The 19,940-nt window shown below is 71.6% G+C and carries 20 protein-coding genes; 7 read left to right on the top strand and 13 right to left on the bottom strand.

Annotation, left to right across the window (positions count from 1 at the left end):
* Positions 1-5: 5 nt before the first annotated feature.
* Both AB0368_RS19950 and AB0368_RS19945 read left to right on the top strand, forming a co-directional pair.
* Positions 6-1,181, top strand: coding sequence for a PP2C family protein-serine/threonine phosphatase (locus AB0368_RS19950; RefSeq protein WP_366155382.1), 1,176 nt, complete (start codon positions 6-8; stop codon positions 1,179-1,181).
* Positions 1,178-1,471, top strand: a complete 294-nt coding sequence (locus AB0368_RS19945) for a cold shock domain-containing protein (protein WP_366155381.1) — start codon at positions 1,178-1,180, stop codon at positions 1,469-1,471. The genes AB0368_RS19950 and AB0368_RS19945 overlap by 4 nt, the downstream gene beginning before the upstream one ends.
* 60 nt (positions 1,472-1,531) lie before the next feature.
* Here the strand turns inward: AB0368_RS19945 and AB0368_RS19940 are convergent, their stop codons facing one another.
* Positions 1,532-1,849 carry a hypothetical protein gene (locus AB0368_RS19940; protein ID WP_366155379.1) on the bottom strand — a complete coding sequence of 106 codons (318 nt, stop codon included), beginning with the start codon at positions 1,847-1,849 and terminating at the stop codon, positions 1,532-1,534.
* Positions 1,850-2,017: 168 nt separating this feature from the next.
* On the opposite strand from AB0368_RS19940, the gene AB0368_RS19935 reads away from it, so the two are divergent.
* Positions 2,018-2,320: a hypothetical protein gene (locus AB0368_RS19935; protein ID WP_366155378.1), complete on the top strand. Its 303-nt coding sequence runs from the start codon at positions 2,018-2,020 to the stop codon at positions 2,318-2,320.
* A gap of 11 nt (positions 2,321-2,331) precedes the next feature.
* Here the strand turns inward: AB0368_RS19935 and AB0368_RS19930 are convergent, their stop codons facing one another.
* The 5 genes from AB0368_RS19930 to AB0368_RS19910 all read right to left on the bottom strand — a co-directional run bounded on the left by AB0368_RS19930 (position 2,332) and on the right by AB0368_RS19910 (position 5,682).
* A complete protein-coding gene (locus tag AB0368_RS19930) occupies positions 2,332-2,592 on the bottom strand; it encodes a hypothetical protein (protein ID WP_366155377.1) in 261 nt (86 codons plus the stop codon).
* A gap of 133 nt (positions 2,593-2,725) precedes the next feature.
* Positions 2,726-4,288 (bottom strand): CocE/NonD family hydrolase, encoded by a 1,563-nt coding sequence (locus AB0368_RS19925; protein ID WP_366155376.1) that lies wholly within the window; start codon positions 4,286-4,288, stop codon positions 2,726-2,728.
* Positions 4,289-4,394: 106 nt separating this feature from the next.
* On the bottom strand, positions 4,395-4,835 hold the full coding sequence (locus AB0368_RS19920; protein ID WP_366155375.1) for a MarR family transcriptional regulator: 441 nt from the start codon (positions 4,833-4,835) through the stop codon (positions 4,395-4,397).
* Positions 4,832-5,251, bottom strand: a complete 420-nt coding sequence (locus AB0368_RS19915; RefSeq protein WP_366155374.1) for an EVE domain-containing protein — start codon at positions 5,249-5,251, stop codon at positions 4,832-4,834. The genes AB0368_RS19920 and AB0368_RS19915 overlap by 4 nt, the downstream gene beginning before the upstream one ends.
* Positions 5,248-5,682 carry an SRPBCC family protein gene (locus AB0368_RS19910; RefSeq protein WP_366155373.1) on the bottom strand — a complete coding sequence of 145 codons (435 nt, stop codon included), beginning with the start codon at positions 5,680-5,682 and terminating at the stop codon, positions 5,248-5,250. Before AB0368_RS19910 ends, AB0368_RS19915 begins: the two co-directional genes overlap by 4 nt.
* A gap of 132 nt (positions 5,683-5,814) precedes the next feature.
* Between AB0368_RS19910 and AB0368_RS19905 the strand changes: the two genes are divergently transcribed.
* The 3 genes from AB0368_RS19905 to AB0368_RS19895 are packed head-to-tail and all read left to right on the top strand — an operon-like array spanning position 5,815 to position 8,388.
* Positions 5,815-6,816, top strand: coding sequence for an ATP-binding cassette domain-containing protein (locus tag AB0368_RS19905; protein ID WP_366155372.1), 1,002 nt, complete (start codon positions 5,815-5,817; stop codon positions 6,814-6,816).
* The gene (locus AB0368_RS19900; protein WP_366155371.1) at positions 6,813-7,598 is read left to right on the top strand and encodes an ABC-2 family transporter protein; all 786 of its coding nucleotides are present in this window, start codon (positions 6,813-6,815) and stop codon (positions 7,596-7,598) included. The genes AB0368_RS19905 and AB0368_RS19900 overlap by 4 nt, the downstream gene beginning before the upstream one ends.
* A 1-nt stretch (position 7,599) precedes the next feature.
* The gene (locus AB0368_RS19895; protein WP_366155370.1) at positions 7,600-8,388 is read left to right on the top strand and encodes an ABC-2 family transporter protein; all 789 of its coding nucleotides are present in this window, start codon (positions 7,600-7,602) and stop codon (positions 8,386-8,388) included.
* Here AB0368_RS19895 and AB0368_RS19890 read toward each other — a convergent pair.
* The 7 genes from AB0368_RS19890 to AB0368_RS19860 all read right to left on the bottom strand — a co-directional run bounded on the left by AB0368_RS19890 (position 8,348) and on the right by AB0368_RS19860 (position 18,319).
* The gene (locus AB0368_RS19890; RefSeq protein WP_366155369.1) at positions 8,348-9,046 is read right to left on the bottom strand and encodes a phosphatase PAP2 family protein; all 699 of its coding nucleotides are present in this window, start codon (positions 9,044-9,046) and stop codon (positions 8,348-8,350) included. The two genes, AB0368_RS19895 and AB0368_RS19890, sit on opposite strands and share 41 nt — an antisense overlap.
* Positions 9,047-9,076: 30 nt before the next feature.
* Entirely contained in the window at positions 9,077-9,790 is a 714-nt protein-coding gene (locus tag AB0368_RS19885) for a phosphatase PAP2 family protein (RefSeq protein ID WP_366155368.1), read from the bottom strand.
* Between the two features lie 34 nt (positions 9,791-9,824).
* Positions 9,825-12,170, bottom strand: coding sequence for a DUF3488 and transglutaminase-like domain-containing protein (locus AB0368_RS19880; RefSeq protein ID WP_366155367.1), 2,346 nt, complete (start codon positions 12,168-12,170; stop codon positions 9,825-9,827).
* On the bottom strand, positions 12,164-13,291 hold the full coding sequence (locus AB0368_RS19875) for a DUF58 domain-containing protein (protein ID WP_366155540.1): 1,128 nt from the start codon (positions 13,289-13,291) through the stop codon (positions 12,164-12,166). Before AB0368_RS19875 ends, AB0368_RS19880 begins: the two co-directional genes overlap by 7 nt.
* A 119-nt stretch (positions 13,292-13,410) precedes the next feature.
* Positions 13,411-14,397, bottom strand: coding sequence for a MoxR family ATPase (locus AB0368_RS19870; RefSeq protein WP_366155366.1), 987 nt, complete (start codon positions 14,395-14,397; stop codon positions 13,411-13,413).
* 10 nt (positions 14,398-14,407) lie between these two features.
* Positions 14,408-17,035: a fibronectin type III domain-containing protein gene (locus AB0368_RS19865; protein ID WP_366155539.1), complete on the bottom strand. Its 2,628-nt coding sequence runs from the start codon at positions 17,033-17,035 to the stop codon at positions 14,408-14,410.
* Between the two features lie 186 nt (positions 17,036-17,221).
* Positions 17,222-18,319: a tetratricopeptide repeat protein gene (locus AB0368_RS19860; RefSeq protein ID WP_366155365.1), complete on the bottom strand. Its 1,098-nt coding sequence runs from the start codon at positions 18,317-18,319 to the stop codon at positions 17,222-17,224.
* A gap of 162 nt (positions 18,320-18,481) precedes the next feature.
* Here AB0368_RS19860 and AB0368_RS19855 point away from each other — a divergent pair, with 162 nt between their 5' ends.
* The gene (locus AB0368_RS19855) at positions 18,482-19,735 is read left to right on the top strand and encodes a lamin tail domain-containing protein (RefSeq protein WP_366155364.1); all 1,254 of its coding nucleotides are present in this window, start codon (positions 18,482-18,484) and stop codon (positions 19,733-19,735) included.
* The last annotated feature ends 205 nt before the right edge of the window (positions 19,736-19,940 follow it).

Here is a 19,940-nt window from a genome sequence, read left to right as displayed (position 1 = left end):
ATCCGATGGAAGCGGTGCGTCGCCTGCTGGATCTACGCCACCGCAGCCGTCCCGAGGATCTACCGCCCGCGCTGGCCGCCGTGGCGCCGCTGCTCGGCGCGGACCGGCTCACCGCCCTGATCATCGACTACGAGCAGATCTCCCTGTGGCCGCTGCACGGCACCCCGGACGACGACGAACCGCGCAAAGTGGACGACACCCTGGCGGGCCGGGCGTACTGCACCGCCGAGACCACGTACGCCGAGTCCCACCTGTGGCTGCCGCTGCTGCACGGAGCCGAGCGGCTCGGCGTGCTCGAGGTCCGGCTGGACACGGACCCGGACCGGCGCCTCCACCGCGACCTGCGCGTCATCGGCGCGCTGGCAGCCGAGCTGATCGCCAGCCGCCGCTTCTACGGCGACGCCGTCGAGCGCACCCGCCGCCGGCTCCCGATGCAGCTCGCCGCGGAGATCATCTGGAACCAGCTGCCCCCGCTGACCTTCGCGGCCGACGACGCGCTCGTCACGGCCGTGCTGGAACCCTGCTACGACGTGGGCGGGGACGCCTTCGACTACGCGGCGAACGGCGACGTGATCCACGTGGCGCTCTTCGACACCGTCGGCCACGGCATCAGCGCCAGCGCCCTGACCACGCTGACGCTCAACACGTACCGTAATGCCCGGCGGTCCGGTCTCGGCCTCGCCGACACGTACCGTTCCATCGACAAGTGGATCCGCCTGCAGTTCCCCGGCGCCTTCGTCACGGCGGTCCTGGCCGAACTGGACACCACGACGGGTGCGTACAGGCGGGTGGCGGCGGGACACCCTGCGGAGCTGCACCTGCGCGGCGACCGTGCGATGGCGGCGCTGCCCACGCCGACCGCGCTGCCGCTGGGCCTCGGCCACATGCTCGATCGCCCGCCGGGCGTCACCGAGCTGATGCTGGAGCCGGGGGACACCCTGGTGCTGTACACCGACGGCATCACCGAGGCGCGATCGGCGGACGGGGAGCTGTTCGGGCTGGAACGGCTGAGCGCGTTCGTCGGCGAGGCTTTGCGGCTGCGGATCCCGGCGCCCGAGGTGATGCGGCGGCTGATCCACACGATCGTCTCGTACGAGAACGGCGAACTACGCGACGACGCGACCGCGGCCTTGCTGCAGTGGCGGCCCTCACGGCCCGGTGGTGCAAGACTGACCCGATGACGAGCGCGGGTTCGGTGCGTACCTTCGACGCCGACGAGGGCTGGGGCGTCATCGACGGCCCGGATGTGCCGGGCGGGTGCTGGGTGCACTTCTCTGTCATCGCAGCGGCCGGCTATCGCGAGCTGATGCCAGGACAGCTGGTGTCCTTCTCCGCCGAAGCGGCGAGCCAGGACGGGTTCGCCTTCCGCGCGGTGAAGGTCTGGACGGGTGACGTCGAGCCGCCCGGACAGCCCGGGCCCGGGGAGAACTCGACGGCGTACCGGAGCACGCTGACGCTGACATTCGAGTGACGTACCGCGGCAAAGCGGAAGGCCCCGACAGTCGTGTCGGGGCCTTCCGGGCGTCGTCGCTCAGCGAGCGGTGCGCGGGTCGCTGTCGTGGCTGCGAGAACCGGACTTGGCCAGCCCGCGGCTCACCAGGTAGCCGATCGTCAGCAGCGTGATGAACCACCACGCCTTGTCGGCGGCGAAGTAGTCCGCGCCGTTGTCGGCCGCACCGTCACCGACGACATTCGAGGCGATCAGTACGCCGATGACCGCGGCAACGTAGACGAACAGCTCCGTCGTCTTCCAGGACGGCTTCGTCTCGTCGCCGTGCCGACGGGTGTGCGCCACGTCCGTGACTTCGGTGCGTCCCTGGGTCTTGGGGGTATTGGTGGTGGTGCTCATGGTGTGTCTCCAAGGCTCATCGGGGGGATCGCCGAGGAGTGAGATCCACTCCGCCGGCACGGATCTTGTACCCGCGGCCGACATTCCCAACCTTTTCCCAGGAACCTTTCATCTTTTGTCACCGGGTGACGCATTCTGGCACCGTCACGACGAACGGAGAACGCGGCAGTGAGTCCCGATGAGAACACCTACGTGCGGGATCAGAACGCCCGGGTCGACCCGATGCTCACCCTCGGCACGATCACCGTCGCGGGCCTGCGGGACATCCTGGCCGACCTGCCCGGCGATGCCGTCGTGGTCGTCGCGGGAGACGGGGCAAGCGACGACTGTTCACCCCTGAGCGACGTGGAGGAGTGCTGGTACTTCCCGGCCGACGGTGAGTCCGCGCCGCTCGGGCGCGACGCCGACGGCAATGTCCACGAGCCCGGCTCCCGTGATCTGTACGCCGTGCTGCTCCGTCCCACCCGCTGACCGCAGGTGGTTCACCGCCGTCGGTCGGTGCCCCGTCCGGGCGCGGACAGGAACACGGTCGCCGCGGGACGTCCCGTCGCTTCCTGTTCGACGGCCGGCGCTTCGGCCTCGGCGAGTTCCGGCTCGTGCACCCGCTGGTGCAAACCCTCGGCCTTCTCCCGCAACTGTTGCAGCGTGACCTGGCCACGCTCGCCGCTCAGGTCGACCTCGATGCGGCAGAACCGGTCACAGGGGTACTCGACGACGAACATCGCCTGCGGGCCGGTGGTCATTGGACGTCACCGCCGATGCGCAGAAGGCAGGCGTCGCCACATCCGAAAAAGCTATGCATCTCCCAATCCTCCCACAGGCATGGCGCCCGTCGGCCCCAGCACCGTCGCATCGACGGTCCTGGGGCCGACGTTCTCAGCGCAGGGGCAGGTCCAGCCAGGAGGGGCCGGCGAGCGTGAGCGGCGCCCCGCGGGTGTTGGCGTCGAAGTAGAGCGGATCCTTGGTGTCCACCACGAGGGCAACCTGGTGCCCGGGCCGCACGTCGTACGAGGTCATCGGCAGCGCCAGATCCACGGAGAACGGTCGCGTGGCACCGTGCCAGCTGGTGGGTGCCTGGGTGATCAGCCGGCCGATGCCGAGCGCATCGAGATCGTAGAGGTACGCGATCACGGTGCCGTCCGGCCGTTGCGGGACGATGCCCAGGTGGACGCGGGCGATGCCGCGAACCGGTGCCACGCCGGCCTGCCGGTCGGACACCCAGACGCCGGCGTGCCTGCGGTCGACGCTGGGCAGCCACACCGTCGGCGGAATGCCGGTCAGCTGCTCCAGGCCGTTGCTGATCAGGGCGATGCCGCCATCCGCGGTGGTGTCGATGCCGGAGGTCACCCGGTAGGACCAGTCGGAGCCGGTCGCCCGGCCGAGAGTCCCGGTCTTGGCCCATCCGTCGGGCCTGCCGAGTTCCTGCCGCTTCAGCTGGCCGGGAATCGGGCCGGTGCCGGCGTAGGACTCCGCGGCGCCGGAACCGTGCGGGCGCAGCACCACCGGCGGTTCACGGTCGATGCCGTTGTCCACGTCCCGCAGGTAGTGGTCCAGCCACCTGTGCAGGCTGGTCCAGACGTGATTGGGCACGCCGAGCAGGCCGGAGGCCTCGACGGTGGCGTGGTCACCGGGGGCCAGCTCGAGCCGCCGGGGTGTCTTCAGGTTGTCGAACAGGTCCACCATCTGATTGACCGGGAAGATGCTGTCGCCGTAGGCGTGCTCGATCAGGACGGCCGGGTGGTTGGCGTTCAGTTCGTCGACGCTGTAGCGGACGGACCGGTCCCGGGCCCACTGCTCCCGATAGTCGTCGTTGCGGCCGGCCCAGTAGTCGTCGAGGATCTGGTTCATCTCGTCCGACGGGTGGCCCACGAGCCGGGCGACGGACTGCAGGAAGAAGGCTGCCTGCGGCCGGCGCGTCTCCTCGCCGGACATCGACTCGGCCATGTCGGCCCAGCCGCTCATCGAGACGACCGCCCGCAGGCGCCTGTCGTGGGCCGCGGCCAGCAGGCTGATGCCGCCGCCGTAGGAGAGCCCGGCGATACCGATCCGGTCCGGGTCGACGTCGGTGTGCGCGATCAGCCAGTCGATGGCGGTCGACGCGTCCGCGATGTCCGGCGGTCCGGCGACCTCGATCTTCCCGCCGGAGAACCAGAACCCCCGTGCGGTGTAGGAGAGGACGACGTATCCGCTCTCGGCCAGCTTCCGGGCCTGCGCCAGGTACTGGAAGTCGTTGAAACCCCAGCTCGCGACGAAGATGATGCCGGGATGGCGGCCGGGTGCCGCCGGCGCGATGACGTTGGACTTCAGCGTCACACCGTCCGCGGCGGTGATGTCGTTCCAGTGGAAACCGGTGGTGGAGGCGGCGGCTTCCGCGCGGGTGAGGGGGCCGGCGGTGAGGGCGATGAGGAGCACGGCCATGGCGGCGACCATGCGACGCATAGACGAACCTCGACTCATAGACGGTTACCGCAAGGTAACTTAGGTTCGCCATTCGGACAAGCGCGCCGCCGCGCCCGCCGGCCTGGTGCAGTGCCTGTCCTGCGGTTTACCGGCGACGCAGTGCGCGTAGCGCGGCGGTGAACGTCGGCAGGTCGTCGCCGAGGCCGGCGAAGAACGCCGCGTCGCAGGCCTCCACGGCGACCACTGTGCGGTTGGCAAGGTCGCGGCCGGCCTGCGTGACGGCCACCGCCCGGGCCCGCCGGTCGGTGGGGTGGGCGGGCCGGTGGACCAGCTCCCGGTTCTCCAGCGTGCGAAGCACCTGGGAGGTCATCATCGGGTCGGTGGCGGCCATGTCGGCGAGCGCCTTCTGGGTGACCGGTCCGGAAGCCTGGAGATAGGTCAGGGTGGCGAGCAGGACGAACTGGACATGCGTGATGTCGAACGGCTTGAGCGCGGCTCGCTGTGCGGCCTGCCACCGGTTCGTCACCTGCCAGAGCAGCAGCCCGGGGCTGTCGTCCGCGCTGGCGTGGCGAGTGTCGAGGCTCATGACGTGGGCGCCGGGACGTGCATGGCGGCGTGAATCGCTTCGAAGTCATGATCGGTGAGCGGGATCAGGCCGCGGCGTAGCTGGTAGCCCCAGTGGGGTCCGGCGGTGAGGTCGAGCTGCAGCGACCGGATCGGGATCTCTGCCGGATTCGGCAGGTAGTCGACCCGGCGTCGCCAGGGGTGGAAGTCGCCCTCGTGGGCTTGCCAGATCTCGTCGTCGGCCACCACGCCGATCGCGGTGAGGGCCTGCAGTGGTTCGCCGTTGCGCAAGCTTGTTCGCGGTGAGTAGTAGACGAGCCAGTCACCGGCGGTGAGCCGGGCGAGGCCGTCGCGTTTGCCGTGACCGAGCTGGGCGATGCCCCGCTCGGTGCCGCGTCGCACGTGGTCGCGGCAGACCACACCGAGCCAGTGGCTCATGCTGTCACGCCTGCGGCGCGGGCGGCGGCCTCGAGGCGCGAGAGGTCGTCGCCGAGGCTCTTGGCGATGCCCTTGCCCAGTACGGCGTTCCAGAGGAAGGCGAGTGGGCCGGCGATCGTGACGTGCACCGAGACCGTGGTGCGGCCGCCGGGCTCCTCGGTGACCCGGTGCTGGAACGTGAGTTTCGCGCCGATCAGCAGGGAGACGTCGGTGAATTCCCGGCCTGGGATGAGCGAGGTGACGACGAACCGGGTCGCCGGGCCGCCTTTGGGCTTCAGGATGCCGGTGGCGCCGGTCCGGAACGGTCCGTCGAGGCGTACCCATTCGGTGTCGGTGTTCCAGGCCGGCCAGGTGGCCATGTCGGCCCAGCGCTCGAAGAAAGCCTGGCCGGGGACGTCGGTCGTGATCTGGGCGGTGGCGATCGTCTTCATGCCATTTACTATGCGCGCTTACTAACTGGAAGTCAAGGCGTCCGGGCCCATGAGAATGGGATTGCGCTTCGAGAGCGGTTCCGTACGGTGGTGCCCGTCAATGTCGGGCATCCACACGGGGGTTGCTTTCGCATGCCTATCGTCGAGGCGCGAGCCCTGACCAAAGTGTTCCGCCGCCCGGACAAGGGCCCCGGCCTGGCCGGCTCGGTCAGGCATCTGGTCGCCCGCCGCTTCCAGGACAAGGTCGCGGTCGACCACGTCGACCTGTCCATCGAGGCCGGTGAGGCGGTGGCGTACGTCGGCCCGAATGGCGCCGGGAAGTCGACGACCGTCAAGCTGCTCAGCGGCATCCTCGTGCCGACCACGGGCGAGGTACGCATCGACGGGTTGCATCCCCAGCGCGACCGGATGACGGTGGCGCACCGTATCGGGGTGCTGTTCGGGCAGCGTACGCAGCTGTGGTGGGATCTGCCGGTCGCCGAGTCGCTCGCCGTGCTGCGCGACATCTACGGCGTCGACCAGGCCACCTACCGCAAGCGGCTGGCCCGCTTCGACGAGGTGCTGGAACTCGGCGAGATCCTGCCGGTCATGGGGCGCAAGCTGTCGCTGGGCCAGCGGATGCGCGCAGATCTGGCCGCGGCGCTGCTGCACGGCCCGCAGATCGTCTACCTCGACGAGCCGACCATCGGGCTCGACCTGGCGGTGAAGGACCGGGTGCGCGAGTTCTTCCGCAGCATCCGGGACGAGGGCACGACCGTCATGCTGACCAGCCACGACCTGGCCGACATCGAGGGCTTCTGCCGCCGGCTGGTGATCATCGACGCGGGGCGGATCATCTTCGACGGCGACCTGGAGGCGGTGAAGGACCGGTTCGCCCGGGAGCGGATCCTGCACGTCGAGACGACTCGGCCGGTGCCGCTGGAGACCCTGCGGGCGTCGCTGCCCGGTGCGGAGGTCACGGTCGAGGACACCCCGATCCGGTACGCCGTGCGCTTCGACCGGTTCACCATGACGGCCGGGCAGGCGGTTACCGCGTTGGCCGGGCTGACCGACCTCGTGGACTTCCGGGTGGACGAGCCGAGCATCGAGGACGTCATCCGGCGCGTGTACTCGGGGGAGCTGGTGCTCGGATGAGGGGCTACCGGGCCCTGGCACGGGCCACCGCGCGGGCGGCTCTCGCGTACAGATTCAATCTCCTGCTCGGTCTCGGCGCCGTGCTCGTCCAGCTCGTCGCGTTGCTGGCGGTGTGGCGGGTGATCCTTGCGGAGTCGTCCGTGAACGGGTTCACCTGGCCGCAGATGCGCGCCTACCTCCTGGTGGCGTTCGCGGCCGGGACGGTGGTCTCGGTGCTGGGCGACTTCCGGATGGCCTTCCGGATCCTCGACGGGGACGTCGCGCTGGACCTCGTCAAGCCGGTCGACTATCAGCGGGCCCGGTTCGCCGAGGCGATCGGCGGGCTCTGGATCGAGGTCATCCTGATCGGAGTGGTCGTCGGTGTCACGCTGGCCGTCACCGGCGGCGTGGACACCCCGGCCGCGCCCGCGCTCGCCCTGTTCGCGGTGAGCATGCTGCTACTCGTACCGTTGAAATTCTTGATCGTCTATGTGAGCACGCTGGCCTGCTTCTGGACGCAGAACTACATCGGAGTCCAATGGGCGCGCCTGGCCGTGGTGAACCTGCTTTCCGGAGCGCTCATCCCGCTGGTGTATCTGCCGGGCTGGCTCGCCGCGGTGGCCCAATGGTCGCCGTTCGCCGGACTCACCTCCACCCCCGCGCTGATCTTCCTGGGCCGCGTCGATCCGTGGCACGGGCTGCAGCTGGTCGCGGTGCAGCTCGGCTGGATCCTGGTCCTCTGGTTCGGCGCGCGCCTGGTGTGGCAGGCGGCGCTGCGCCGGCTCACGGTCAACGGAGGCTGACATGCGGACGGCACGGCTCTACCTCCGGCTGCTGGGCGCCCACTTCCGGTCGATGCTGGAATACGAGGCCGACTTCCTGATCCTGGCGGCGGCCACCGTACTGATGCAGGTGGTCAACATCGTCTTCCTGTCGGCACTGTTCGCCAAGGTCCCGGCGCTCAACGGCTGGACGTTCTGGTCGGTGCTCGTCATGTTCGGGGCGGTGGCCCTCGCCGAGGGCGTCGGCTCGCTGTTCTTCGACGGCATGTGGAGCCTGGCCTGGCAGATCAACCGGGGCGAGCTCGACTACTTCCTGGTCCGGCCGTACCCGGTGGTGCTGCAATCGAGCAGCGCCGCGATCGGCATCAACGGCCTCAGCAACATCGTGATGGGCGGGCTCATGATCGGTACGGGGCTGGCGCACGTGGACGTCGCCTGGACACCGTGGCGGGTGCTGCTCGGCATCCTGCTGCTGATCAGCTCGATCGTCATCAAGCTGTCGATCAACCTGGCCACCAACGCGGTGTCGTTCTGGCTGTCCAGCCCCACGCCGCTGTTCGCCTTCGCCATGCACCAGGTGGGCGACCTGGCCCGCTTCCCGCTGTCCGTCTACCCGGTGGCGCTCAAGGCGGTGCTCGGCGCGGTGCTGCCGTTCGCGTTCATCAGCTTCTTCCCGACCGCGTACCTGCTGGACGCCGGGCCGTCGCGGTGGATCGGGCTGCTGACGCCGGTGGTGGCGCTGTATTGCGCCGGCGCGGCGGCGTTCATCTTCAGACGCGGGCTGCGGCGCTACGAGAGTGCGGGAAACTAGGACGTCTCCGCAGCACCTTCTCGTCGAGGAACGCCCGGGTCATCACCCACACGCAGACGCCGCCGTTGAAGAACGAGGCCGTCACATCCGTCGGGTGGTGCATGCCCCGGTACATCCGGCCGACGGCCACCCCGATGGGCACGAGCAGCAGCAGCCAGCAGGCCGCGCGCAACGCCGTACGGTTCGTCAGCCGCACCAGGACGACCGCGAGGCCCAGATACAGGGCCACCGCCGCGGAGGTGTGACCGGACGGGAAGCTCGAGGTCGGCGGCGAGGCGTCCATGTGGTCGACGCCCGGCCGGTTGCGGTCGATCACAAGGGTGGTCAGGAAGAAGACGATCGCCTGCGCGGTGACCGCGGCACAGAGGAAGAGCGACTCCCGCCACCGCTTGAGGGTCAGCCGCAGGATCAGGGCGGCCAGCGCTGTCACGGCGATGATCACTGGGGTGCTGCCCACCGTGCTGAAGAACAGGGAGACCGCATTGCCTTCGGCCGTACGGTCACGCTCCAGTTCGCGGTTCACCGAGTCCTCGACGGTGAGCGGCCACGTGTGCTGCATGACCTTGGTGATCAGGAGGCCGATGGCCACCATGACGCCGAACAGAAGGGCCACCGGGACGAGCACCCGCTTGAGAACCTGGACCGCGACATCGGACATGGCCGCGCCTTTACCCGAAGCGGGCTCCGGCTACGCATCGCTGGATCGGGATGTGGCGATGTCGGGGCCGGTGTCGGACAAACCGGGCTCGACGCCCTCCTCGACGACCGTGTCCAGGCCTCGGCGGGTGAACGCGGTCGCCGTCGCGGCCACCACCGCCACGCCGAGCAGCCAGCCGGCCACCACATCGCTGGTCCAGTGCACGCCGAGGATGATCCGGCTGAGCCCGGTCAGGACGGTCACCGCCACCGCGCCCGACCACAGCGCCCACTTGTGGCGCACCACCGGAAGCAGCACGAGGACGAACACACCGGAGGTGAGGGCCGCGTTGAGCGCGTGCCCGGAGGGGAACGAGAAGCCGGCGGCGCGGGCCACCGGGTCGAGCAGGTCCGGCCGGTGCCGCCCGACGAGCAGCTTCAGCACCGCCCCGAGCACCCCACCGACGACCATCGTGGTGACCACCCACAGGGCGAGCCGCCGGGCCCGCCGGAGTACCAGCCAGACCACCAGCAGCAGCGCGGCCACCCGCAGTGGGTTGGGTGCGAAGAGGTTGGTCAGCCACACCGTCGCGTCGCGCCAGCCACGGTGGGCCAGCGCCCACGTGTGCAGCGCGTCGGTGATCGCGGCGTCCGCGTCGTGCAGCGGCGACCAGTCACCGACCACCAGGACGGCGAGCAGCGCGAACGGGACGAGCAGCGCGATCGACAGTACGGCGGCCGTGGTGAGCCGCAGACCGAGTCGCATGACCGTTCTCTACCCGCGTCCCGGGCGGCTTACGCTAACGCTTGCTGCCCGCGTCCGGATGCCAGCGCAGCGGCCCGGGGTGCACGCTCCACCAGGCGCGACGCCACCACGGCCGGGTCTCGCGGAGGGCGTCGGCGTAGGCGACGGCCTGGACGCCGGCCCGGTCGGCCTGCTCGGGGGTCGCGGCCCCCGGGGCGAACGCCACCGTGTTGACCGCCGACACGAGATCGCCCAGCGGTGGCAACTCCAGCCCCTCCGGCTGGGCGGCCAGGCGGGTTTCATCACCCTCCGGCTGGGCCGGGCGGGCTTCACCGGCATCCGGCGGGACGGACCGGCGGAGGGCGAGATTCGTTCGCCGGGCGGGCCGGCGACGCGGGGGCGGGGCCGTGGCCGCGAAGGCCGCCGCCTCGGTCGCCGCCAGGTGGTCTGGGACGGGGCGGCCGGCCAGCCGGAGCGCATCGGTGAACTCGAACCAGGCTCCGGTGATCCGCTCGCCCGGGGCACCCGTGGTCAGCCGCCGGCGGCGCAGGCCCCGGCGCATCAGCACCACCGCGGCCGCGGCCGCGACCAGGAGCAGCACCACCGAGCCTCCGGCCCCGGACGCCACCACGGCGGTGGACGGCCCGCCCCGGCCTCGTGCCGGCGGAGCGGCGACGAGCGGCGGCGCCGAGGCGCTCGGCGTGTCCGTCGCCGTGGGGGGATCGGAGGTCGGCGGGGCCTTGGACGGCTTCGGCGTGAAGTCGTCCTCCACCGGCCGCGGTGCCTCGTCGCTCTTGGGCAGCGGGTCGAACGCCACCCAGCCCAGATCGTCGAACAGCACCTCGGGCCAGGCGACGGCGTCGCCACCGTTCACCGTGCCGCCGGCGCCGGGCGCGTCGAAACCCACGACGACCCGGGCGGGCAGGCCGGTGAGCCGGGCCAGCAGGGCGAACGAGGCCGCGAACTGCTCCGAGGTGCCTCGCTGGCCGCCCTGGTCGCGGGGGCCGAAGAGGAAGAACGACAGATTCGGGTACGCGTGCCCGCTCGGCGCGTCCGCCACCTTCCGGTAATGCTCGGCAAGGAACTCCTCGATCGCGGCCGCGCGGTCGTACGCGGCGCCGTTGCCGTCCGCCAGCTGGTCGGCGAGGCGCTGGATCTCCTCGGGCACGTTCGCGCCGACGGTGAGGAACCGGGCCACCGGATCCCCCGTGGGCGCGTCCGCGCCGGGCAGCAGGTTGTAGTCCGGCTCCTGGGTGTCCGACGTGACGGTGTAGCGCAGCCCTGGGCGCAGCTCCTCCGGCCGGATCACGGTGCCGGTGGCCGCGTCGTACGCGACCCGGGTGCCGTCCACCCCGGCGGGTGTGGGAACGACGGGCAGCAGCCGCCCGGTCAGCTCGTCGACCGTGATCTGCTGGGTGACCCGGTCGACCGGTACGCCGGGCAGCAGCGCCGGTGCCGGCAGCACCCGCCCGGCGTTGCGATACGTGGCACCGACCCGCCACGTGATGCCGTCGTAGTCGGGCAGCACCGCCAGCCGCAGCCGTACCGTCCCCCGCCCCTTTCCGGACGGGCCCACCTCGAGCAACCGCTGCTCCGGGGCCAGGGCCCAGCCCGAGATCCGGTTCAGCGGACTCTCGTCGAGGCTGTCCACCTGCGGCGGTTCGACGTACCGTCGCGGGTCGACCGGGGTGGCGGAGACCCGGCCGCCGACCCAGGGACCGACCGCCGCGACGAGGCCGGCGAGGACCACCAGGCCGGCGGCGGACCCGGCGAGCGCGCGGCCACGGACCGCCGTCCGGGTCTCCGGCGGCACATCGGCGAACGCGGGACCGCCGGGCGACCGTACGGTCACCGCCAGCGCCACGATCACCGCGGCGGCGAAGGCGAGCGTCGCCCACCCGGCGCTGCCCGCGTTGGGACCGACGACGTAGAGGGCGCCGCCGTACAGGGCGGTCGCGGGCAGGCAGCCGAGCAGCACCCGTCCGGCGCGGACGGCGACCTCGGTGCCGGCGAGCCCGGCCAGCCAGGCGGCGACCACCGGCACGACCACGGTGTCCGGCGTGGACTCCACCGGGATCATGGCGGTGAGCAGCCGGGGGATGCCGTTGGCGACGGCGTCCGTGACGATCTGCGGCAGCGGGTCGTCGAGCCCGGCCCGGCCGGCCGCGACCTTGAGCGCCACCGCCGTGTACCCGGCCAGCACCACCACGGAGATCGGTGCGACGGTCCACGACGGCAGCCGCCGCACGGCGACGCCCACGCCCACGGACCCCAGGCCCGCGCCGGCCACCAGCTGCATCAACAGGTCGTCGGCGTAGATCCGGCCGAGCGCCACGCCGGACAGGGCGATGAGGACGATCAGCACCACCGGTACGACCGCAGCCCGCAGCCGCCTCACCATCCGCGTACCCCGTCCCAGGCGCTCGCGAACTGCTCGCCGTCCTCGGCCTCGATGACGATCATCCCGCCGCCCGCGGACACCGGCGCCGCGTCCTGGTCGCCGAACAATCCGGCGATCACCACCGGGTACGGCCCGCGCAGGGCACTCACCGCACCCAGGTCGGCCCGCCCGCCGGGACCGGTGAGGTAGACGAGCGTGTCGCCGAGCCGGTTCTGCCGCAGGCTGCGCACAGTCCGGGTGAGGTCCCCGGCGCGCAGCCCGGCCTCCGTCAGCACGTCCAGGAACGGGCCACCCGTCGGCCCGGAGACCAGGTGCAGGGCGACCGGCAGGTCCTCGCGTACGGCGGCGGCGATGATGGAGGCAGCCGCCTCGCACGCGGCCTCGAACGACTCGGCGGTGCCGTCGCGCAGGCCGGGGTGGGCGGCCGAGCGGTCGTCGAGCAGCACCACGATGGTCGGTTCGCTGGTGTCGAGCTGCTCGCGGACCATCAGCTCGCCGACCTTGGCCGAGCTGCGCCAGTGCACCCGGCGCAGCTCGTCGCCGACGACGTACTCCCGCAGCGAGTCGAACGTGATGGTGCCGTGCGGCACCTTGTCGATGCGCCCGTCGAGGCTGCGCGCCATTCCGGCCGGGACGGCCCGCAACAGGTGGATGCGGGGGTGCACCCAGACGGTCGTGGTTCCCCCGTACGCCCGCGAGAGGGTGAGCAGCCCCAGCGGATCGTGCCGGGTGATCCGCAGCGGTCCGACCGGCACGACGCCGCGCCGGGTGGTGGGCACCGGATAGCCGACTGTGGTGTCCCGCCCGGGACGCAGCCGCAGCAGGGGCACGGGCACGTCGGCCCGGCCGCACCGGTCCGTGGCGATGAGGTTGGCCGCCCGCAGCCGGCTCGTGTTGCGCACGGTCAGGGTCATCGTGGCGGGCTCGCCGCGCGCGACCCGGTCGGGGTCGGCGACGCGGTCCACGCCGAGGCGGGGCCGCCAGAGCCCGAACGCCACGCCGCAGACCACGGCGACGGCGGCCGCCGCGCCGAGCAGGGCGAGGTCCGGGTAACCGAACCGGAAGCCGAGCAGGAGCAGCGTCACGGCGGCGGCGATGACGCCGAAACCGCGGACAGTGATCCCGAGGCTGTGCGCCGAGAGCCTGGCCGCGGAGAGTCGGAAGCGCGGGCGTGGGGCGTCGGGTGCCGAGACGTTGGGCGCCGAGAGCCGGAAGCGCCGGGCCGGAGCGCCGGGCGCGCTCACGCCCCGACGCGCTGGTTGTCGGGCAGCGGGACCGGGACCGAGCGGATCGCGTCGTCCAGCACCTCGGCCGCCGTCACGCCGCGCAGCTGGGCGTCGGCCGACAGCAGGACACGGTGGGCGAAGACCGGCTCGACGAGGGTCTTGAGGTCTTCCGGGAGCACGTACCCGCGGCCGTTGATGAGCGCCCACGCCGAGGCCGCGCGGGTCAGGGCGATCACGCCGCGGGGGCTGACGCCGACACGGACCTGGGGGTGGTCGCGGGTCGAGGCGGCGAGGCGGACCGCGTACGTGTAGAGGGGGTCGGCGATGTGCACCCGGGACGCCATCCGCACCATCTCGCCGACGGTGGCCGTGTCGGTGACCGGCTCGAGGGTGTCGGGGGAGCGCAGGGCCGCGCCGCGCAGCACCTCGACCTCGACGTCCTCGGCCGGGTAGCCCACCGAGAGCTTGACCAGGAAGCGGTCGAGCTGGGCCTCGGGCAGCCGGTAGGTGCCGTCCATCTCGACCGGGTTCTGCGTCGCCACCACCAGGAACGGCTGCGGCACCGGGTGCGGTACGCCGTCGACGGTGACCCGGCGCTCCTCCATGACCTCCAGCAGCGCCGACTGGGTCTTGGGCGACGCGCGGTTGATCTCGTCGGCGATGACGATGTTGGCGAAGACCGGGCCGGGATGGAACTCGAAGCCGCGGCTGGCCTGGTTGAAGATCGTGACGCCGGAGACGTCCGAGGGCAGCAGGTCCGGGGTGAACTGGATGCGGCGCCACTGGCCGCGCACGGCCGCGGCCAGCGCCCGGGCCAGCGTGGTTTTGCCGACGCCGGGCACGTCCTCCAGCAGCACGTGTCCCTGGGCGAAGAACGCGGCGAGTGCCAGGCGGACCACTTCGGGCTTACCGAGCACGACCGTGCCGATCCGGTCGGCGAGCTCGGCGGCGATGCCGGCGAAGCCCTGGACGTGCTGGGGCGGAAGGGGTTCGGTGCTCACGGGCATGTCCTCAGCAGGTGGGCAGGTCGTTCACGTCGTCGCCGCCGTCGAGGTTGAGCCACGCGAACGGGATGTAGTTCTTGCCCTCGTAGGCGACCTGGATCCACCAATCGGATTCCTTGTGGTTGTTGTAGATGTAGGAATCGATGTTCGACCCCTTCTTCTTGCAGTAGGCCTCGAGCCGGGTTCCGGGTTTGGCCCAGCCGACCTGCTTGTCGTTGTCCTGGCGGGTGACGCTGAAGACCTCGTTGCCGTTGCGTTCGTTCGGCCGGTCGGAGTCGCAGTAAGTCGCGGTGTCGCCGTTCTCGCCGTTCTTGCACGTTGCGGTGCCGAAGAGTGAGTCGGTCTTCTGGGCCCTGCTCGACGTCACCGAGCCGGCGGCGTTCTTGGCGGTGACCGTGAACGTGTACGCGGTGCTGGGCTTGAGCCCGCTCACCTTGAGGCTGGAGCAGCTGCCGGACGCCGAGCCGCCGCCGCCCGACGCGGAGACCGAGCAGCTCGCGGTGCCGCCGCCGGCGTCGACAGTGAAGGTGACGGTGGCGGTGTCGAAGGTTGCCGACGAGCCGGTGACGGTGATCGCGGGCTTCGCCACCGTCCTGGCCGTCGCGGAACCCGCCTCGCTCTCGCCGGCCTCGTTGACCGCGCGGACCTCGACCGAGACCGTCTCGCCCTCGCCGAAGCCGTCGAGCTTGACTCCGGTGCCGTCGGTGACCTCGGTGGTGCGGCCGCCGGCGGCCACCACGTACTTGGAGATCGGCCGGCCGTTGTCGGCGGGGGCCGCCCAGGTCACCCGGACCGTCCCGGGCTGGTCGCCCACCGTCGCGGCGTCGACGCCCTCCGGACGGCCCGGCTTGGCGAACGGGACGACGCTGGCGCTGACCGGGGACGCCTTCGAGCCGGCGCCGCGCTCGTTGATAGCGACCACCGTGAACGCGTACTGCTTGCCGTACTCGAGCTCGCCGTCGGCGATGGTCAGCGACGTGCCGTCCTCGGTCTCGCCGACGGGTGAGCTCCCGCCCTCGCTGATCGCGGTGACCGTGTAGCGCTCGATCTTCAGACCCTGGCCGTTGGCGGCGGGCCAGTTGACCACGACGGTGCCGTCCGGCTTGGCCTCGGCGGTCACCGCCGTCGGCGCGTCCGGCACCTCGGAGGTCGGCTTGACCGCGTTGCTGGTGCGCGACGGGCCGTCGCCCTTCTTGTTCACCGCGTGGACGGCGAACCGGTACGTCTCGCCGTTGGTGAGCCCGGTGACCTCCAGCGAGCGCTGGTTGGCGCCCACCTGGAAGGTCTGGTCCGCGCCCTCGACCACGTACCGCGTGACTGCGGCGCCGTTGGCGGGGGCGGCCTGCCAGCTGACCCGCACCTGGGCGTTGCCGGCCGCGGCCCGCACGGTGCGCGGGGCGCCGGGCGTGGTCACCGGAGGCTTCTTGGGCTTCGGCGGGGGCGGCGGCGGGTCCGGCGGGGTGGGCGGCGGGTCGCCACCGAGGACGTCGTCCGCGTACTTGTCGACGACCCGGACCCGGTGCGCGTTGTCGACGACGCGGGCGGTGGACGAGCCGGGCGCGTTGATGAACAGGTAGTTCTCGCGGACCTCGAGCTCGAGCGGGCCGCCGGGCTTCCGGAAGCCGATGTCCTTCTGCGCGCGCCCGGCCTGGTCGAAGACGTGCACGGCGCCGGTCGCCTCGTCGGCGATGTAGAAGTAGCCCTCCCACGCGACCGCCGCTTGCAGCTCGGGGCCGTCGCCGGGGACCGGGAAGTCGGCGGTGGTGCGGTCGCCGCTCACGCCGTACACATGCCGGGCGTCCGGGACGGTGACCGGCACGACGGCGCCGTCGGTGTGCGGCGGCAGCGAGCCGGGACCCTCCAGGGGGAGGGTGACGGCCGTCTTCACCTTGTCGCGGATCGTGGTGAGCATGTTGGTGGTGCGGTTCAGCACAGCGACCCCGTTCTCCAGGGTGGAGATCGTGAGGTCGTGGTTGCCCGGCGCCACGGATTCCGTCCGGACGAGGACCGGGCCGGCGGCCGCGCCGCCGGCACCCCCGGTGGCCGACTGGTCCGGCAGGGGCGCGGGCGTGATCGCCGAGACCGTGCCCTCGCTGGGCACGGCGATCCACAGCTTGCCGTCGCCGTCGAACACGCCGCCGGTGATGCCGGGCGGATAGCGCAGCGGCTGGCCGACCGCGGTCAGCGTGCGCGGGTCGAGCTGGCTCACCTCGCCCTGCACGGTGTCGATGACGAAGGCGGAATCCTCGTCGAGGGCCACGCGCACGCCGAGGCCGGTCGTGGTGTCTGTCCGGGCGGCCTCCTTGAGGGAGGTCAGGTCCATCGTGCTGACCACGCCGGTCTGCACGTCGCGGAGGATCACGAAGCGGTCGTTCTGGGTCACCTGGATCTGGTGGCCGCGCGCCTGGGGCACGTCGACGCGGGTGTCGACCCGGGCGGTCACGCCGTTGACCCGGGCGACCTCGCCCTGGGCCCGGCTCCACACCCAGGAGGCGGCATCGAAGCTTGCGACGGCCTGGTCGGCGGCGCCGAGCCCCAGCACGGTGAACCCCAGGCCGGCCACGAGGGTCAGCACGGTGCCGATGGTGACCAGTCCGCCACGGCTGCGCCACGCGCGCCCGCGGCGCCCGGTCACGGCGTCCTCTCCGGGCGCGTCTGCACTGGTCACGGCACTGGCGTCGGTGCTGGTCACCTGGCTGCATCCCTCCCCGTCTCGGCGGCTGCCCTCCCCAAGGACGCAGGCCATCATAGGGGCCGGTGGGTCCGCGTGGACACCCGGCGAGTCACGGTTGTGGATAAGTGTGATCGCCCAGAGTGATCATCAATCGCTCTCGGTGGGTGCCGCGCTCGTGCCCGTACGGCTCGTGCACACGTGCGGCGAGGTGGCGAACTGGCTGGTGCTGTAGACGGCCACGACGGCGAAGCAGTAGTCCAGGTCGGCGTTGAGGCCGTTGAGGTTGAACGAGGTGGTGGTGGGCCCGACCTGGCCCATGGGTTTGAGCTGCTCGCCGGGGTGGCCGCCGGTGATCATGAACGAGGTGCGGCCGTTCGCGGGGTCGGACCAGAAGACCTGCACCGACGATCCGTAGTCGCGCAGTCGCACATCGGTGGGGGCGGGGCCGCTCAAGGTTGGCACGTCGGATTCGTCACTGCCGTCGTCCCGCCCGGCGAGGACCACGACCAGCGCGACCACCGCGATGATCACCCCGAGAACCGCGGCGATCGCCGCGAACAGGGCCGGTCCCTTGCTGGGGTACGACGATGCGCGGCGGGCCGGGCCCGCGGGCGGCGCGGTGGTGATCGGCGGCGCGGAGATGACCTGCGGCTCGGGCTGCTCGAACCGCGACGCCGTGAAATAGGCCCCGGGCTGCCGCTGAACAGGCACCGACGGAGGCGACGCGGAAGGCTGAGGTGCGAAGTGCTGGGGTGGGGAGGGCTGGGGTGCGAGGGACTGAGGCGGGGGAGTGGGTAGCTCCATGCGTACCGTCGGGGGGTCCTCGCCCAGATAGGCCCGCGCCCGCGTGACCGCCCAATGGTCCGCACCGAGCACCGCCGGACCGTGCGTGGCCACCCGGCCGAAAGCCCGCCGCGCCTCGTGCCGGTTCTCCATCTCCTCGGCGACCACCCCGAGGTCGAAGGAGATGCCCAGCATCACCGGATCTGTGTCGCCGAGCCGCCATTGCCCGGCGGCGTACGCCTCCTCCAGCACCCGCCGCGCGGAGGACGGATCCCCCGCCCGCTGGTGCACGGTGGCGAGCTGCTGCGCGGTCGCGAGCACTTCCGGGTCGTCCTCGCCGAGGTTGGCCCGTCCCAGGCCGACGGCGTGCTCGAGCAGGGCGCGGGCCTGGGCGAGGTCGCCGGCGTCGGCGAGGGCCTGGGCGCGCTGCCGGGGGGCCAGGAGCGGGGACGGGTGGGACACGCAGCCATGCTGCCTAAAAGAGGCTCGTCCCGCCAGTAGGGGGCCGAACGGCTAGTTCATCGGACAGCTAGCCGACGCACACGTTCTGTGAGCAGCGCTCGCGGCGTTAGCTTGCGGCCAGGTCCGCCGCCGGTGGGCCGCCGACGTGGGTGGTGAGTCGCCATGACGTACACGGTGCTGACGGGACGTTTCGTTATTCGCTATCCGGACCTGCCGCGTCAGGGGCCGGAGCCGGACGGGGACACGGTCAAGTTCCGGCCGGACTCGCCGGCGCTGGTGGAGGGGCTGCCCCGGCCCTCCGGTTCGCCGCCGGACCTGACCGCGCGGGGCATCTCGGTGCGCCTGGAGGCCATCGACGCGCTCGAGACCCACTTCGCCGAGACCCACCAGGATCTCGGCGGTGCGAACGCCGCCCGCGAGGAGCTGTTGCACCTGCTGGGCTTCACCGGCGTGCAGTTCTTCGACGACCATCCCAACAAGGTGCGGGCGTCGGACCAGGACGACGTGCGCGGGTACGTGCTGTCCAACGGCATCGACGCCAACGGCCGCATGATCGGCTTCGTGCAGCCGGGGGAATCCCCTGACCCTGACGGCGGCACGGTCTTCCTCGACGACGCCGGCATCGACCGGTCGCTCAACAGCCGGCTGCTCGCAGCGGGGCTGGTCTATCCGGCCTTCTACGCCACGTTGCCGGGGTCGCTGCGTACTCATCTCGCCGGGATCTCCCGGAAGGCGCGGGCCGACCGGGCGGGGATCTGGGCCGCCTCGACCGCCGATCCGGACGGGGCCGCCACCGTCGCCGATCTCGCCGGGCTGCAACGGCTCACCATCTGGCCGAAGCTGTTCCGCCGGCTGGTGCCGTATCTGGCCACGGGGGCCACCGGCCTCGACGGCCTGGACGCCTGGCTGCGCTCGGACCCGGTCAACCGGGACGACTCGCTGTTCCTGCTCGACCGGCTCGAGACCGGGAACCTGCACGACATCATCGAGGCGTCCGGGCAGCGCGTGCGGATGACGATGTGGCCCGAGGACTTCATCATCGACCCGGATCCGGCCGCGCCGGGCACGCCGACGACCCCGCCGAAGCAGGCCACCGGCGATGTGGTGATCGTCGCCGCCCTGCCCGACCCGGCCGGCGGCGACCGCGGCCGGGAGCGGCTGACCCTGCTGAACACCACGGCGGCGGCGGTCGACCTGACCGGATGGACCCTGCGCGACGGCAACGGGCGTACCCAGGTGCTCGCCGGATCGCTGGCCGGCGGCGACGTTCTCCAGCTCGTCGCGAGTGACGGGGTGACGCTTGGCAACACCGGTGGCACGGTGACGCTCGCGGACGCGCTGGGCAGCCCGATCGATCGGGTCAGCTACCGGGCCGGGCAGGTCAAGGAGGGCCGGACCATCGCGTTCGGCCGGTGAGCGGCCAGTTCCTCTTCGGTCGATCGGACGGACATTTCGTTCAGCGCCGGACGTCATGACGCGTGTCGATCTTCGCAATGCCGCTGACCCATCCGGTCGTGGTGCCGTACCGAATGACATGAGCTGCGGAAATAAGGGAGCGCGTCCGGAAAGGACGAATTGGCCGGGCGCGCTCCGATGCCGTTTTCCGACCATGCGCGAATGG

Origin of the sequence: Actinoplanes sp. NPDC051475, assembly GCF_040689425.1 — a bacterium.
Lineage (GTDB): Bacteria > Actinomycetota > Actinomycetes > Mycobacteriales > Micromonosporaceae > Actinoplanes.
Note: the sequence above shows the minus strand (reverse complement) of the source record. Positions and strands in the feature narration are given on the sequence as shown.